Genomic DNA, 13,938 nt, shown 5'->3' on the forward strand with positions numbered 1-13,938 from the left:
GCGCTCCACGGGTTGCGATCCGTCGTCCAAAGGCCTCTATAGCGACCGGGGCGCGAGCCGACGACGCGAGTCGTCGCCAACCGTGACGCGGGACGGATCATGGGTGTGAGTGCAGGTCGGGTTTCGCTTTGGGCCGTGTCGCTGGCCGCCGTCCTGACATTGGCCGCTTGCGGGCGTGACGCAGAGCCGGACGCCCCCGCCGAAACGACAGGTGCGACCCCGGCGACGACATCGACCGAAGCCGTCGAAAGTCCGACGCTTCAGGCCATCCAGCGGCGCGGGCGTCTGAACTGCGGCGTTCATCAGGGGCTCGTGGGCTTCGCCTATACCGACAATCGCGGGCAGTGGCGGGGCTTCGACGCCGACTTCTGTCGGGGGCTGGCCGCCGCCATCTTCGGCGATCCGAACGCGGTGCGCTTCGTGCCCCTGACGGCGGAGAATCGGTTCGAGGCCCTGCAGGACGGCCGCATTGATGTTCTTTGGCGCAACACCTCTTGGACCATGGAGCGCGACACGGGCGGCCAGCTGAGCTTCGCCGGCATCAACTACTACGACGGCCAGGGCTTCCTCGTGCGCCGATCGCTGGACCTGGCCAGCGCTGCCGAACTGAACGGCGCGCGGGTCTGCGTCCAGTCCGGTTCGACCAGCGCGCTGAATGCCGAGGACTACTTCCGCAGCCGGGGCATTGAATACGAAGCCGTGGTCATGCCGACCGAGGAGGCCGCGCGTCAGGCCTATGGCCGCGAGGACTGCGACGCCTTCTCCGCAGACATCTCGGCCCTGGCGGCGGCGCGCACCACGTTGTCGGACCCGGCCCAGCATGTTCTCCTGCCCGAAGTGATCTCCAAAGAGCCGCTGGGGCCGGTCACGCGACGCGGCGACGAGCAGTGGACGGCCATCGTCCGCTGGACCCTGAACGCCCTGATCCTGGCCGAGGAATACGGCGTCACCCGCGCCAACGTCGACGAACAGGTAGAAGGGGCCCGCGACCCGCGCGTGCGCCGTCTGCTGGGCGCGGAAGGCGAGTTCGGCCAACGGCTGGGCCTGCCCGCCACCTGGGCTGCCGATGCCGTGGGCGCGGTCGGGAACTATGGCGAAATCTTCGAGCGGAATCTGGGGGCGCAATCGCCTCTCGACCTCGCGCGCGGTCTGAATGCACAATGGAACGCTCGACCGGACGGCCTGATCTACGGCCTGCCGGTCCGCTGACCACAACGAGCCGACCCGCCAGTCGCGGGTGGCGCCTTCGGGGGATGTATGGACACGACGAAACGCGGCGGGATCCCGCTTCATTGGCTGATGCTGCTGGGCTTCGTGGTCGGACTGGGGGCGGGGCTTTACGTCAACCAGTTCGTCGGGCCTGAGACCCCCTGGGTCCAGTGGCTGACCGAGAACGTGACCGGGCCGGCGGGACAGATCTTCCTGCGGCTGCTGTTCATGCTGGTCATTCCGCTGCTGTTCTCGGCCCTGGTCGTCGGCGTGGCGGAGATGGGCGATCTGAAGTCGCTGGGGCGCGCTGGGTTCAAGACCCTGGCCCTGACCGTCGTCGTCTCGACGATCGCGGTCATCATCGGTCTGGCGCTGGTCAACTACTTCCGGCCGGGCGACGGCGTCGATCCGGCGTTGGCCCAGCGGCTGCTGGCGGAAGGCGCCGACGGTGCCGCCAGCATCGTCGAGAATGCGCCCGAAAGCGTGCAGTTCGGCCAATTCTTCCTTGACCTGATCCCGTCCAACATCTTCACGGCGGCGGCGGACAACCAGATCCTTCCGATCATGATCTTCGCCCTGCTGTTCGGCATCGGCCTGGTCATGGCGCGGGGGCCCAATGTCGAGCACCTGAAAGTCACCATCGAGGGCATCCTCGAGGTGACGATGAAGCTCATCAACATGGTCATCAAGCTGGCGCCCATCGCCATCGCCTGCCTGATGTTCAACCTCGCGGCCTTGTTCGGCTGGGACCTGCTGGTGCGTCTGGCGGCCTTCGTGGGCGTGGCCGTCGGGGCCATGGCGATCCACATGTTCGTGGTCTATCCGCTGGTCGTGATGATCGGGGCGGGCAGGAACCCGCTGTGGTTCTTCAAGGGCGTGCAGCGGCCCATGCTGGTCGCCTTCACCACAGCCTCCTCTAACGCCACGCTTCCGGTGGCGCTGAAGGCGGCGGAGGAGGAGCTGAAGCTTCCCCGCAAGATATCCCGCTTCGTCCTGACGGTCGGAGCCACCGCCAACCAAAACGGCACGGCCCTGTTTGAGGGCGTCACTGTTCTGTTCCTGGCCCAGTTCTTCGGCATCGAGCTGTCGATCACTCAGCAGGTGGTAGTGATGCTGGTCTGCATCCTCGGCGGCGTGGGCACGGCGGGCGTGCCAGCAGGGTCCCTGCCGGTCATCGCCATGATCCTGGTCATGGTCGGGATTCCGCCTGAGGGCATCGGCCTGATCCTGGGCGTCGACCGGTTCCTGGACATGTGCCGCACCGTGCTGAACGTGACCGGCGACCTCGTGTTGGCCACTGTCGTCTCGCGCGGCGAGAAGGACGAGCCGGTCGCGCCGGAGCCTCAGCCGACCGTGGCGAGCGTCGCCTGATCTGTCAGGAGCCGGTGACGACGGGGGTGTCCTCGCGGCTCCCCCATTCGGCCCAGGCCCCGTCGTACAGCGCGCTGTCCTGACCCAGTTCGGCGAGGGCCAGCGTCAGGACGGCTGCCGTCACGCCCGAGCCGCAGCTGGTGATGATCGGCCGGTCGAAGGTCACGCCGGCCTGGCGAAAGCGATCACGCAGAGCGCCAGCGGGCAGGAGGCGCCCTTCAGCGTCCAGTACCGACTTGAACGGCACGTTCAGCGCGCCCGGCATGTGGCCAGATCTCATTCCAGGACGGGGTTCGGCGGCCTCTCCCGAAAAGCGCGCAGCCGGGCGGGCGTCAAGGATCTGGGCGTCGCCGGTCAGGGCGGCCAGCACCATCGGCATGTCGGCCACTGCCCCGCGACGGCGGCCGGGCGTGAAGACGGCGGGCGTCGGCGGCTTCATCGGACCTGAGGCCAGCGACCGGGCCTCGGCGCGCCACTTCGGCAGGCCGCCGTCCAGCACGCGCACGTCTTCGGCCCCCATCAGGCGGAAGGTCCACCAGACCCGGGCGGCGGAGAACAGGCCCTGGGTGTCGTAGACCACGATCTGGTGGCTCGCGGTGATGCCCAGCGCGCCCGCGGCCTGCGCGAAAGCTGCGGCGTCGGGCAGCATGTGCGGCAGATCCGTCGTGTGGTCAGAGACGGCGTCGAGGTCGAAGAAGACCGCGCCTGGAATGCGCATCTGCTCGAATTCGGCGCGGGCGTCGCGGCCATCCAGGTGCCAGCTGGCGTCGACGATGTTCAGGTCCGGCGCGTTCAGTTGGCCAGCGAGGTCTTCGGTCGAGATAAGAAAGGATGCCATGCCCCAGCCTAGCACGACCGGCGGCACGCTGAGACTGGTCCTCGGCGACCAGCTCTCGGACAGTCTTTCCGCGCTCGCCGACCTCGACCCGGCGCGCGACGTCGTCCTGATGGCCGAGGTGCGGGACGAGGCGACCTATGTCCGGCACCACAAGCAGAAGATCGCCCTGATCTTCGCCGCCATGCGCAGCTTCGCGCTGAGGCTGGAGGGGCGAGGTGTGACGGTCCGCTATGTCCGCATCGACGATCCGGCCAATACGCACTCCATCGTCGGCGAGCTCCATCGCGCGCTGGATGACCAGCCGTTCGAGGCCGTGGCGATCACCGAGTGCGGCGAGTGGCGGCTGGCCGAGGCTCTGGTGGCCTTCGCGGGCGTGGCGGCCGTCCCGGTCGATATCCGGCAGGACACCCGCTTCATCTGCTCACACGACCGCTTCCGCCGCTGGGCCTCGGGCAAGAGCCAGCTGCGGATGGAGTTCTTCTATCGCGAGATGAGGAAGGAGACCGGCCTCCTGCTCGACGACGGCCAGCCGGTCGGGGGCCAGTGGAACTACGACGCCGAGAATCGCAAAAAGCTGGCCAAGGGCGTGCGCCCTCCGCACCGCTTGCGCATCGCCCCTAATGAGATCGCCCAGGGGGCCATCGCCGACGTGGCGCGGCTGTTTCCGGAGCACTTCGGCGAGTTGGAAGCGTTCGGCTGGCCCACCACGGCGGAACAAGCCGAAGACATTCTCGCCGACTTCCTGAAGACCGTCCTTCCGAGCTTCGGCGACTGGCAGGATGCGATGGCGCAGGGCGAGCCATGGATGTGGCACAGCCTCATCTCGACCTCGATCAACCTCGGCCTGCTCGATCCGCTTGACGTCTGTCGCCGCGCCGAAGTGGAGTACCGCAAGGGCCGCGCGCCGCTGAACGCGGTGGAGGGTTTCATTCGCCAGATCCTGGGCTGGCGCGAGTTCGTGCGCGGCATCTACTGGCTCAAGGTGCCGGAGTATCGCGAGCGCAACTTCCTCGATGCTGACCGGACCCTGCCGTGGTTCTTCTGGTCGGGTGAGACCGATATGGCCTGCGTCGCCGACACGGTCGCCACAACGAAGCGCAACGCCTACGCCCATCATATCCAGCGGCTGATGGTCACCGGCAATCTGGCCATGCTTCTGGGCGTGCATCCGGACGAGGTCGACGATTGGTACCTGACCGTCTACGCCGACGCCTTTGAGTGGGTGGAGATGCCCAACACCCGGGGCATGGCGACCTTCGCCGACGGCGGCATCGTGGGGTCCAAGCCCTATGCGGCGTCCGGCGCTTACATCGACCGGATGAGCGACTACTGCAGTGGCTGTTGCTATGACGTGAAGGCCAAGGCGGGGGAGGGGGCGTGCCCCTTTAACCGGCTCTACTGGGGCTTTCTGGAGCGGAACCGGGCGCGGCTCAGGGACAACGTGCGGCTGGCCATGCCCTATCGCACGCTGGAAAACTTCGGCCCGGAGAAGCGCAAGGCGCTGCTGTACGAAGCCGAGGCGACGCGCGAGGCGCTGGGCACCGTCAGGCGATGATGCCCCTCAAGCGATGATGTCTGGCAGGATCCGGCTCTCGATCTTCACGATTTCGTCCCGGACGCTCAGCTTCTTGCGCTTCAGCCGCGCGATCAGCAGCTGATCCGGGATCGGCATGTGCGACAGAGCCTCGATGGAGGCGTCGAGATCGGCGTGCTCCAGGCGCAGCAGCTTGACCTGGGCCCGCAGCGCCAGCTCTTCCTCGGTTAGAAAGGGGGTGTCGTCGTTCATGGCGCGTCCCGTGAGGGCGGGCTTATACTCCAGCCCCAATCAGGCCGGAAGACGCTCGGACAGCGCCGCCAGGGCCGGACGCGGCACCACGCGGGTCCAGACGCGGGCGACGGCCACGAGGGCGTCCAGAGTCGCGGTTGGCGAGCCGCCGCTCTCGGGAACCAACGCCTCCAGGTCGGCCATCAAGGCCCGCTCGGCGGCCAGTTCGACGGCCTTGACCTTCTCCCGCAGAGCCTCCCTGCCCGTGTCGCCGATGTCCGGGATGGGCGCCTTCAGCGTGCGCCGGATAGCTCTCAGCGGCCCGACCGCCGCCCCGTCCCACGCGCGGGCCGCGTCGCAAGCCGCTTCGATGGCTTCCTCGTCCAGCGCACGCCCCGTGGCTGCCGTCCACGCCGCCCACAGCAGCAGCGGCACGTTCTGGCCGTGTGTGTCCTGAAGAATTAGACAGGCCTCAGATACGCCCGGCCCGCGATAGGCGGCCAGCGCCCAGTCCCAGAAACCGCTCATTCCGTCTCGGCCGGACCCTTCAGCCCCTCCCACCGCTTCACCGAGCCCCAGTCGAGACCGAAGAGGTCCAGAGCGCGCCCGACCGACTGATCCACCATCTCCGCGATCGATCCAGGCCGCGCGTAGAAGGCCGGCAGGGGCGGAGCGATCGTCGTGCCCATCTCGGCCAGCGCCGTCATGGTGCGCAGGTGGCCCAGATGGAACGGCGTCTCGCGCACCATCAGCACCAGCGGCCGCCGCTCCTTCAGCACCACGTCGGCGGCGCGGGTCAGCAGGGTCGAGGTCACGCCCGTCGCGATCTCGCTCATGGTCCGCACCGAGCAGGGCGCCACGATCATCCCCAGCGTCCGGAACGACCCCGAGGCGATGGTGGCTCCGACGTCGTTCAACCGGTGTACGACGCTGGCTTTCGACGTCAGGTCATCGGGCGACAGATCCGTTTCCTGCGACAGCGTCAGTAGCGCCGCGCGCGTGATCACCAGGTGGCTTTCGACCCCCAGCTCACTCAGCGCGTCCAGCACCCGCGCGCCATAGATCACGCCAGAAGCGCCTGAAATGCCGACGACGAGACGGCGCGGGGTCTGAGCGGCTCCGTTCAAAACTTGGTCCATATTCGGGGGGAGACTGGTCCTGAGGAAGGTCTGTGTCCGGAGGTTTGGATAACGACGTCTTGCGTCACCGAAATGTGATTCCCCAAGACGTCAATCCGGGCGCTCACTACCCTCGTCCCTTAGACATGGAGGCGCAAGCCATGACCATAGAAGCTCGTATCCGCGAACTGGGAAACCGTCACCGCAAACTGGATGAGACCATTCAGCGCGAGTTCGGTCGGCCGTCCGTGGATGAGTTGCAGGTCAGGGAGCTGAAGCGACAGAAGCTCCGGCTCAAGGAGGAGATCACCAGTCTGGAGGCGCGGGCCGGATAGGTCCTCGCTTCCCAAAAGCACACCGACGGCCCCGGAACGATCCGGGGCCGTTTTTCATGGGGCCGTCAGTGATGGCCGCGAGAGGAGAACTGCGCCGCATACGACAACGCCAGCAGGCGGCACGCCGAGGCGAGAGAACGACGCCCTCGCGTCTCGTCGATCCAGGCCAGCAGGCCCGCCTGGCTGAGGCCGCGCTCGGCCGCCACGCGGTCCAGCACCGCCCAGAACTCCGGCTCCAGCGCCACGGAGGTGGCATGGCCAGCGAGGACGACTGAGCGCTTCTTGAGCAAGATCGGGATCCAATGATCGCTTGGCGAGAACGTAGGTTGCGATAGACTATCGGCCTCTCAGCCGGATGTAACCGATGACGATGGACGCCGCCGTCTATCCCGACGATTTCCAGCCGATCGCGCCCCAGCGGTTGCGGCCACTCACGGCGCTGAAGGCGTTCAACCGCCTGATCCGCGACAAGGAGGACACCGCCCAGGTGTTCGAGATCATGCGCGCCCTGACGGGAGATTCCGGCGCGCGGGGCTACAACCGCATGCTCCGGACGGTCGAAGGCGGACGGCAGGCCTTCCTGCGACAGGAGCTGGCGAATCTTCTGGACGATCCCGTGTGGCTGTCGCGGTTCGCCCTCGGCACCGTGGGCGGCGAGTACCGGGCGTTCCGCGAGGCGCGGGGCTTCACCGCCGACGGTCTGGCCGAGACCGCGCGTGAGGTGGCACCCGAGATCGACGCTCCGCATCCGGTCGTCTGGTACTCACGCCGTCTGCGCGACATCCACGACATCTGGCACGTGCTGACCGGCTACGGCACTGATGCGCTGGGCGAGGCCTGCGTGGTCAGCTTCTCCTATGGCCAGACCCGCAACCTCGGCTTCGCCTTCATCGGTTGGGGCGCGGCGCGGGAGATTCAGCGCGAGAACCGGTCCATCCCGGCCCGTCGCGCGGTATGGCAGGCATGGCGGAACGGCCGCGCCGCCCAATGGCTGCCAGCCCTGGACTATGAGGCTCTGTTCGCCGAACCACTGGAAACAGCGCGGGCGCGCCTGGGCATCCGGCCGCCAACGATCTACGCCACCGTGCCTGAGGCAGATAGGACGGCGCTAAAGCTGCGCGCCTGATTTTTGTCGGAAACCCGGCTCGGGGCGATTGCAACGTGCACGGGATCGGCGCAATCGGGGTTAAGCTGTTCTCCTCTCCCGGGTCGTCCCGTGTCGCTTCCGTCCTTCGCCAGACCGTCCGCCGGTACGCTCGCCGTCGCGGGCGTGGTGGTCTGCGCCGTCATCTGGGGCACGACCTGGTACGCCATCACCTGGCAGTTGGGCACGGTCGACCCGGCCGCTTCCCTGACCTGGCGGTTCGGCCTGGCGGCGCTTCTGATCTTCGTCGGATGCGCCGTGACGCGACGGCCTCTGGCGCTGACCCGCGCCCAGCATCTGGCGGCGGTGGGGCAGGGGGCCTTCGTCTTCGCGGTCAGCTATTCCTTCACCTATGCGGCCGAGGAGAACGTCACCTCGGCCATCGTCGCCGTGGTGTTCGCCAGCCTGGCCTTCCTGAATCTGGTGCTGTTCCGCCTCGCCGTCGGCCAGAGGGCCCACCGGGCGGCCTGGATCGGGGCGACGCTTGGCATCTTAGGAGTGGCCGTGCTCTCGGGCGGCGAGGCTCTGGGCGACGGCCTCGACCGACGCGCCCTGGTCGGCATCGGACTGGCCTTCCTGGCGGTGCTGAGCTCCGCTGTCGGCAACTACTTCTCCTGGCGCGGCCAGAAAGCGGGCTCAGCCATCCTGCCCCAGACGGCCTGGGCCATGGCCTATGGCACAGTCATGCTGGCGTTGTTCGGCCTCGCCACCGGCGCGCGCTTCACCATCGACCCCAGCCCCGGCTACGTCATCTCGCTGCTGTATCTGGCCGTATTCGGCTCGGTCATCGCCTTCGTGACCTATTTCGCCGTGGCCAAGGCGAGGGGCTATGCGCTCGCCAGCTACATTTCGGCCCTGACCCCGCCGATCGCCATGCTGGTGTCAGCTGTGTTCGAGGACGCCCGCTTCGGCTGGGCGGCCGCTGTCGGACTAGCGCTCGTTCTGGCCGGGCAGGTGCTCCTGACCCGCGCACCCCGGGCGGATTAGCGAAACCAGCCCTTCTTCTTCGGCTTGGCTTCCATTTCGGTCTTTTCGGCCTCGCGCTGCTCGCGATCCCGGATGGCCTTGGCGCGCTGCAGGGCGATCAAGGCGATCAGGCTGTAGCGGCGCGGATCGGACAAGCCGCTCATGTCAGTCTTCCCGCCTGGACTGGTCCAGCAGCCGCTGGATGCGCGCGCGTTCGATCTCGGCGGCGCTCTTTTCGCCCTTGGTCCGGCCGTGCGCGGCGCGGTTGGCGGCGGCCGTCGCCTTCGCCTCGGCCTTGTCGCGAGCCTTTCTCGCCCGGTTCAGGTTGATGATCTCGCCCATCTCGACCTCGCAACCGCCGGTCCGGCCCGGCGTTCTTCTGTCTCCCCGAACGCAGAGGAGACGCCCCATGGTAGACGCCGGCCTCATCAAGGAACACCACGAAGTCATCGGCTCTGACGGCCATCACGTCGGCCGCGTCGACCATGTGCTGGGCGACCAGATCGAACTGGCCAAGCTCGACCTCGCCGCCGGCTTCAAGCACCACATGATCCCGGTCAGCTGGGTCGACTACATCGACGACGACAAGGTCCGCCTGACCCTGACCGCCGACGAGGCCAAATCGCGCTGGACCGAGAAATACTAGGCGCTCTAGCTTACTGCGAATTCACGGAAAGCCCCGCTGCGAACGGCGAGGCTTCTCCTTATCTTGGAGAGGTCGGCGACCGGTCGACGGGGAGACGAAATCCGTGATCCGCCTGATCCTGAACATCCTCTGGTTCATCTTCGGAGGCTGGATCAGCGGCCTGCTCTGGCTGCTGGGCGGCGCGATCCTGGCCATTACCATCGTCGGCCTGCCCTGGACACGCGCGGCCTGGCGGATCGCCAGCTACTCCTTCTGGCCGTTCGGGCGCGAGGTCGTCTGGGCCGGCGAGGCCGAAGGACAAGGGATTGGCTGTTTCGGTATCGGCCTGAACGTCATCTGGTTCGTCGTCGCCGGCTGGTACATCGCCCTGTCGCATTTGCTGATCGCGGTCGCCGAGTTCATCTCCATCATCGGCATTCCGTTCGCGCTGAAGGACCTGGAGCTCGCCAAACTGGCGCTGGCTCCCGTGGGCGCGACGATCCGGGACAAACCCTGACGGCTCACCCCGGCGAGATCATCCTCTCCGGGCGCACCGCCTCGTCGAACTCGGCGTCGGTCAGATAGCCGCCGCCGACCGCTTCCTGGCGCAGCGTGGTGCCGTTCTTGTGCGCCGTCTTGGCGATCTTGGCGCAGGTGTCATAGCCCAGCTTGCCGTTCAGCGCGGTGACCAGCATCAGGGAGTTGTCCAGCCCGCGCTTGATGTTGTCCTCGCGCGGCTCGATGCCGACAACGCAGTTGTCGGTGAAGCTGACCGCCGCGTCCGCCATCAGGCGCACCGACTGCAGGAAGTTGTAGGCCATGACAGGGTTGAAGACGTTCAGCTCGAAATGCCCCTGGGACCCCGCAAACGTGATCGCCGCGTGGTTGCCGAACACCTGGACGCAGACCTGCGTCAGGGCCTCGCACTGGGTCGGATTGACCTTGCCCGGCATGATCGACGACCCCGGCTCATTCTCCGGCAGGGCCAGTTCGCCCAGGCCTGAACGTGGGCCCGAGCCCAGGAAGCGGATGTCATTGGCGATCTTGAACAGCGACGCGGCGACCGTGTTGATGGCACCGTGGCTCATGACCATGGCGTCGTGGGCGGCCAGCGCCTCGAACTTGTTCGGTGCCGTGGTGAAATTCAGCCCGGTGATCTGGGCGATCTTCTCGGCCACGCCTTCCGCGAAGCCGATCGGCGCGTTCAGGCCGGTGCCGACCGCCGTGCCGCCCTGGGCCAACTGCATCAGATCGGGCAGGGTTTGTTCAATGCGTTCAATGCCCTTTGTCACTTGCTGAACGTAGCCTGAAAACTCCTGGCCCAGTGTCAAGGGCGTCGCGTCCTGGGTGTGGGTACGGCCGATCTTGATGATGCTCTTCCAGGCCTCGGCCTTGTCGTTGAGCGCATTCCTCAGCTTGGCCAGCGCCGGCAGCAGGCGATGCACGACCTCTTCGGCGCAGGCGACGTGCATGGCCGTCGGATAGGTGTCGTTGGACGACTGGCTCATGTTGACGTGGTCGTTGGGGTGGACCGGCTTCTTGGAGCCCATCTCGCCCCCGAGGATCTCGATCGCCCGGTTCGAGATCACCTCATTGGCGTTCATGTTCGACTGGGTGCCCGAGCCCGTCTGCCAGACCACCAGGGGGAAGTGGTCGTTCAGCTTGCCCTCGATGACCTCATCGGCGGCCTGGACGATGGACTTGCCGATCACGGGGTCCAGCCGACCCAGCGCCATATTGGTCTCGGCCGCCGCCCGCTTGACGATGCCGAGCGCCCGCACGATCGGCAGAGGCTGCTTCTCCCAGCCGATCTTGAAGTTCCCCAGCGACCGCTGCGCCTGCGCCCCCCAATAGCGATCGGCGGCGACCTCGATGGGGCCGAAGGTGTCGGTCTCGATGCGGACGTCGGTCATGGCGGTCAGGACTCGCGAAGGCGTGGCGGGAAGATGCGCAGGCGTGTAGCACGGAGCCATGACCGGGCAAGGCGGACGCGCGTGACCTCAGACTGGATCGTGTCGGGAAAGGTGCGCGCGCGCGAGGAGGGCGACGCCGTCGTCGTCATGATCGACGGCCTGACCACCCAGGCCAAATACTACAAGCCGCTGGTCTATGAGTTCTTCCGCAAGGAGTGGCGTGGTGCCCGGCCGTCCTACGGCGACTTTGTCGTCGAGATAACAATGGAACATGTCGGCGAGCCGCCCTCGATGGACCTCGACAATCTCGCCAAGGCCCTGCTGGACGCCATCAAGGGTTATCTGTTCCACGACGACGCCCAGGTGGCGCGACTGCTCGTTGAACGACGCGAGGGCGATCGCGAACGCATCACCATCCGCGCCTTTCCCCGTCAGGCTCCCGGCAGCCCCGGATAGCGTTCAAAGGCCGGAAGCCGGTCCAGATGCGCCATCCAGCCGATTCGCTCCGCCGTCTGGATTTGCCCCTGCAACGGAATGGCGTCGGGATCGTCCAGCGTGGCGCTCTGGATGTCGATCTGGCCGGGGAAGATGACGTCGTTGGTGTAGAACAGGCCGGTCCCGCAGACGCCGCAGAACCCCCGCCGCCCGTGCTCGGAGGAGGCGTACCAGACCGGATCGCCGGTGATCTTGACCCGATCGGCCGGTGCCAGAGCCCAGGCGACGGCGGGTGCTCCGGCGGCCTTCCTGCAATCGATACAGTGGCACAGGGCGTGATGGATCGCCTCGTCGGCGGTCTCGTAGCGGATCGCGCCGCAGTGGCAGCCTCCGGTCAGCATCGTGTTCTCCTTGTCGATGGGCATCGACTATGGCGCGAGGCTGCTGCCACCCTGGTGTCAGGATGAGGGGCGGCTGAATCTCAGGGTCGGCACCAGCAACTGCATGTTGGCTCCGATGAAGACCTGCGGCTCCGAGGCCGGGGTCAGCCCCTCCGCCTCCTCGCGATCCTTGACGCACGACCGCACCGCGTTGCCCAGGGCGATGAAGTCCGTCGCCGCCGGGAGCTCCTGGATCACGCAGCCGTCGAAATAGGGATAGACCGCGTCCTCACTGCATCCGAACGAGGCCCGGTCGCGCCGCGCCGCCGTCAGGATCATGCGGTTGGGACCCGCCAGCGCATCGATGAACGAGCCCGAGAAGCAGGCCGACAGCACCAGCACCGTCGGCCGCTCGCCGCACCAGTTTCGCAGGAGGGTCGCAAGGAGGGTCGGGGTCAGGGTGACGTCCGGCCCAAAGACGATCTGCTCAGGCAGGCCGTGGGAGGTGATGTAGAGGAAGCAGCCGCGCTGGGCCCGCGAGGTCGCCTCTGCGATGCGTCGCACGGCACCTTCGGCCGCCGTGACCGGTCGGGCGTCAGGCCTCAGCGTCACGTCCACCATGTCGGCTCGACTGAAGCCGGCAGCGAGGAACCCGGCCGTCAGGTCGCGACGCGCATTGTCGAAGGCCTGGATCGGCTCGCCTGCGCTGGTTCTCCAGTCTGCGGCGATGATGGCCGAGGCCCAGCCGTCGAAGCGACTCTTGGCCTGAACAGGGCCGGCCGCCAGCAAGACAAGAACGATGACGACGGCTCTGACCAAAGGCGTCTCCGAAATCGATGCCCGGAGGTTAGCGCGGCCGGGGACGACGTGAAGCCTACTTCTTGCGGAACTGATCCAGCGAAACGACCTTGGGGCCATCGTCGCCTGTGGGCGCGGGTTCTGGCCGCTTCGGCGGCGCGGGCAGCTCGGCGACGGTTGGGGCCACGGGCTCGGGGGCCTCGAACTGCAGCAGGAACTGCACGCTCGGGTCGTAGAAGCGGGTGACGGCGTTGTAGGGCACCGTCAGCACCTTGGGCATGCCGCCGAACTTCAACATGACCGAGAACAGATCATGCTCCACCGCCAGGTCCCAGTACTGGTGCTGGAGGACCACGGTCATCTCGTCGGGATACTTGGCCACGACATCCGGAGGCACCGACACGCCCGGCGCGCGGGTCTTGAAGGTGATGTAGAAGTGATGCGCCCCCGGGATGCCCTGCGGGCTGGCGGCGCGTTCCAGGGCGGCGCGGATGACCCCGCGCAGGGCGTCCTGCGCGAGCTTCTCGTACTGCATTTCGTCGATCGGCTGGACGTCGTCGGCCATGAAACCCTCACTGGACGCGACTGATAGCGGCCAAGCACGATGGGCGAAAGATGGCATTTTGCGTGAAAGTGCCGGGGTTCTGTTGCCAGGCCCCCTGACTGGAAGTGGGGGCTTCTGTTGCCAGGCGCCCCCGGGCCCCGCCTGGGGATCTGAACCCCCAGGACTTAAGTGTTCGAAATCAACCGAACCGCATTACGCGGCGAGGCGGACTTCTCCAGCGAAGTTATCGTTCGCAGTTAGAAAATGGCCCGATGCGGTGGGCCAGGACGGGCGAAGGCAATCCTCTTTACACGTCCGTCGATGCTAGTCGGCCCCGCACAGTCCCGCCGATAACGCGGAAGAGATTGGTGGAGCCGCCGGGAATCGCACCCGGGTCCGGTCCGCTTATTACAGGCGCGTTTATCGCCATAGTCGGGACCGAAGCCCCGACCGAACCAATATAGGCGCCAAGGCCCTTGCTTCCAAGTTACGAAACG

General features: G+C 66.8%; 20 protein-coding genes and 1 other RNA gene. 9 read left to right on the plus strand and 12 right to left on the minus strand.

Going from position 1 to position 13,938, the window contains the following annotated elements; genetic code table 11:
• The first annotated feature begins 99 nt into the window (after positions 1-99).
• Positions 100-1,209 (plus strand): amino acid ABC transporter substrate-binding protein, encoded by a 1,110-nt coding sequence (locus IP78_RS08665; protein WP_054111285.1) that lies wholly within the window; start codon positions 100-102, stop codon positions 1,207-1,209.
• 48 nt (positions 1,210-1,257) lie between these two features.
• Complete coding sequence (locus IP78_RS08670; protein ID WP_054111286.1) at positions 1,258-2,580, plus strand: dicarboxylate/amino acid:cation symporter; 1,323 nt, start codon at positions 1,258-1,260, stop codon at positions 2,578-2,580.
• Between the two features lie 4 nt (positions 2,581-2,584).
• Here IP78_RS08670 and sseA read toward each other — a convergent pair whose 3' ends face one another.
• Positions 2,585-3,418, minus strand: a complete 834-nt coding sequence (gene sseA / locus IP78_RS08675) for a 3-mercaptopyruvate sulfurtransferase (protein ID WP_054111287.1) — start codon at positions 3,416-3,418, stop codon at positions 2,585-2,587.
• On the opposite strand from sseA, the gene IP78_RS08680 reads away from it, so the two are divergent.
• Positions 3,417-4,973: a cryptochrome/photolyase family protein gene (locus tag IP78_RS08680; RefSeq protein WP_054111288.1), complete on the plus strand. Its 1,557-nt coding sequence runs from the start codon at positions 3,417-3,419 to the stop codon at positions 4,971-4,973. The genes sseA and IP78_RS08680 overlap by 2 nt on opposite strands.
• 6 nt (positions 4,974-4,979) lie before the next feature.
• Here IP78_RS08680 and IP78_RS08685 read toward each other — a convergent pair whose 3' ends face one another.
• From IP78_RS08685 to IP78_RS08695, 3 genes are read right to left on the minus strand one after another with little or no spacing between them, the layout of a single operon-like run.
• Positions 4,980-5,204, minus strand: coding sequence for a YdcH family protein (locus IP78_RS08685; RefSeq protein ID WP_054111314.1), 225 nt, complete (start codon positions 5,202-5,204; stop codon positions 4,980-4,982).
• A 39-nt stretch (positions 5,205-5,243) separates the two neighbouring features.
• Positions 5,244-5,711 (minus strand): TIGR02444 family protein, encoded by a 468-nt coding sequence (locus IP78_RS08690; protein ID WP_054111289.1) that lies wholly within the window; start codon positions 5,709-5,711, stop codon positions 5,244-5,246.
• On the minus strand, positions 5,708-6,322 hold the full coding sequence (locus IP78_RS08695; RefSeq protein WP_054111290.1) for a UbiX family flavin prenyltransferase: 615 nt from the start codon (positions 6,320-6,322) through the stop codon (positions 5,708-5,710). Before IP78_RS08695 ends, IP78_RS08690 begins: the two co-directional genes overlap by 4 nt.
• Before the next feature lie 140 nt (positions 6,323-6,462).
• Between IP78_RS08695 and IP78_RS15010 the strand changes: the two genes are divergently transcribed.
• Positions 6,463-6,636, plus strand: coding sequence for a YdcH family protein (locus IP78_RS15010; protein WP_082384919.1), 174 nt, complete (start codon positions 6,463-6,465; stop codon positions 6,634-6,636).
• 65 nt (positions 6,637-6,701) lie between these two features.
• On the opposite strand, the gene IP78_RS08705 is transcribed toward IP78_RS15010, so the two are convergent.
• A complete protein-coding gene (locus IP78_RS08705) occupies positions 6,702-6,926 on the minus strand; it encodes a ribbon-helix-helix domain-containing protein (protein WP_054111292.1) in 225 nt (74 codons plus the stop codon).
• 74 nt (positions 6,927-7,000) lie between these two features.
• Between IP78_RS08705 and IP78_RS08710 the strand changes: the two genes are divergently transcribed.
• Positions 7,001-7,762: a Coq4 family protein gene (locus tag IP78_RS08710; protein WP_054111293.1), complete on the plus strand. Its 762-nt coding sequence runs from the start codon at positions 7,001-7,003 to the stop codon at positions 7,760-7,762.
• A 90-nt stretch (positions 7,763-7,852) separates the two neighbouring features.
• Positions 7,853-8,767, plus strand: coding sequence for a DMT family transporter (locus IP78_RS08715; RefSeq protein ID WP_054111294.1), 915 nt, complete (start codon positions 7,853-7,855; stop codon positions 8,765-8,767).
• Here IP78_RS08715 and IP78_RS15280 read toward each other — a convergent pair.
• Positions 8,764-8,910: a hypothetical protein gene (locus IP78_RS15280; protein WP_156320340.1), complete on the minus strand. Its 147-nt coding sequence runs from the start codon at positions 8,908-8,910 to the stop codon at positions 8,764-8,766. The two genes, IP78_RS08715 and IP78_RS15280, sit on opposite strands and share 4 nt — an antisense overlap.
• A 1-nt stretch (position 8,911) precedes the next feature.
• A complete protein-coding gene (locus IP78_RS15015; RefSeq protein ID WP_082384920.1) occupies positions 8,912-9,088 on the minus strand; it encodes a DUF4169 family protein in 177 nt (58 codons plus the stop codon).
• Between the two features lie 67 nt (positions 9,089-9,155).
• Between IP78_RS15015 and IP78_RS08720 the strand changes: the two genes are divergently transcribed.
• Both IP78_RS08720 and IP78_RS08725 read left to right on the plus strand, forming a co-directional pair.
• Entirely contained in the window at positions 9,156-9,392 is a 237-nt protein-coding gene (locus IP78_RS08720; RefSeq protein WP_054111295.1) for a DUF2171 domain-containing protein, read from the plus strand.
• 103 nt (positions 9,393-9,495) lie between these two features.
• Positions 9,496-9,888, plus strand: a complete 393-nt coding sequence (locus IP78_RS08725) for a YccF domain-containing protein (RefSeq protein ID WP_054111296.1) — start codon at positions 9,496-9,498, stop codon at positions 9,886-9,888.
• Positions 9,889-9,892: 4 nt separating this feature from the next.
• Here the strand turns inward: IP78_RS08725 and fumC are convergent, their stop codons facing one another.
• Positions 9,893-11,284 (minus strand): class II fumarate hydratase, encoded by a 1,392-nt coding sequence (fumC, locus tag IP78_RS08730; protein WP_054111297.1) that lies wholly within the window; start codon positions 11,282-11,284, stop codon positions 9,893-9,895.
• 33 nt (positions 11,285-11,317) lie between these two features.
• Here fumC and IP78_RS08735 point away from each other — a divergent pair, with 33 nt between their 5' ends.
• Entirely contained in the window at positions 11,318-11,740 is a 423-nt protein-coding gene (locus IP78_RS08735; protein WP_054111298.1) for a RusA family crossover junction endodeoxyribonuclease, read from the plus strand.
• On the opposite strand, the gene IP78_RS08740 is transcribed toward IP78_RS08735, so the two are convergent.
• From IP78_RS08740 to ssrA, 4 genes are all read right to left on the minus strand, one after another.
• Positions 11,716-12,120: a GFA family protein gene (locus IP78_RS08740; RefSeq protein WP_054111315.1), complete on the minus strand. Its 405-nt coding sequence runs from the start codon at positions 12,118-12,120 to the stop codon at positions 11,716-11,718. The two genes, IP78_RS08735 and IP78_RS08740, sit on opposite strands and share 25 nt — an antisense overlap.
• A 57-nt stretch (positions 12,121-12,177) precedes the next feature.
• Positions 12,178-12,918 (minus strand): C13 family peptidase, encoded by a 741-nt coding sequence (locus IP78_RS08745; protein ID WP_197272418.1) that lies wholly within the window; start codon positions 12,916-12,918, stop codon positions 12,178-12,180.
• Between the two features lie 55 nt (positions 12,919-12,973).
• Positions 12,974-13,462, minus strand: coding sequence for an SspB family protein (locus tag IP78_RS08750; RefSeq protein ID WP_054111299.1), 489 nt, complete (start codon positions 13,460-13,462; stop codon positions 12,974-12,976).
• 103 nt (positions 13,463-13,565) lie between these two features.
• Positions 13,566-13,931: a transfer-messenger RNA gene (gene ssrA / locus IP78_RS15020) on the minus strand.
• Between the last annotated feature and the right edge of the window lie 7 nt (positions 13,932-13,938).

The sequence above is a fragment of the Brevundimonas sp. AAP58 genome (assembly GCF_001295975.1).
Taxonomy (GTDB): Bacteria; Pseudomonadota; Alphaproteobacteria; order Caulobacterales; family Caulobacteraceae; genus Brevundimonas.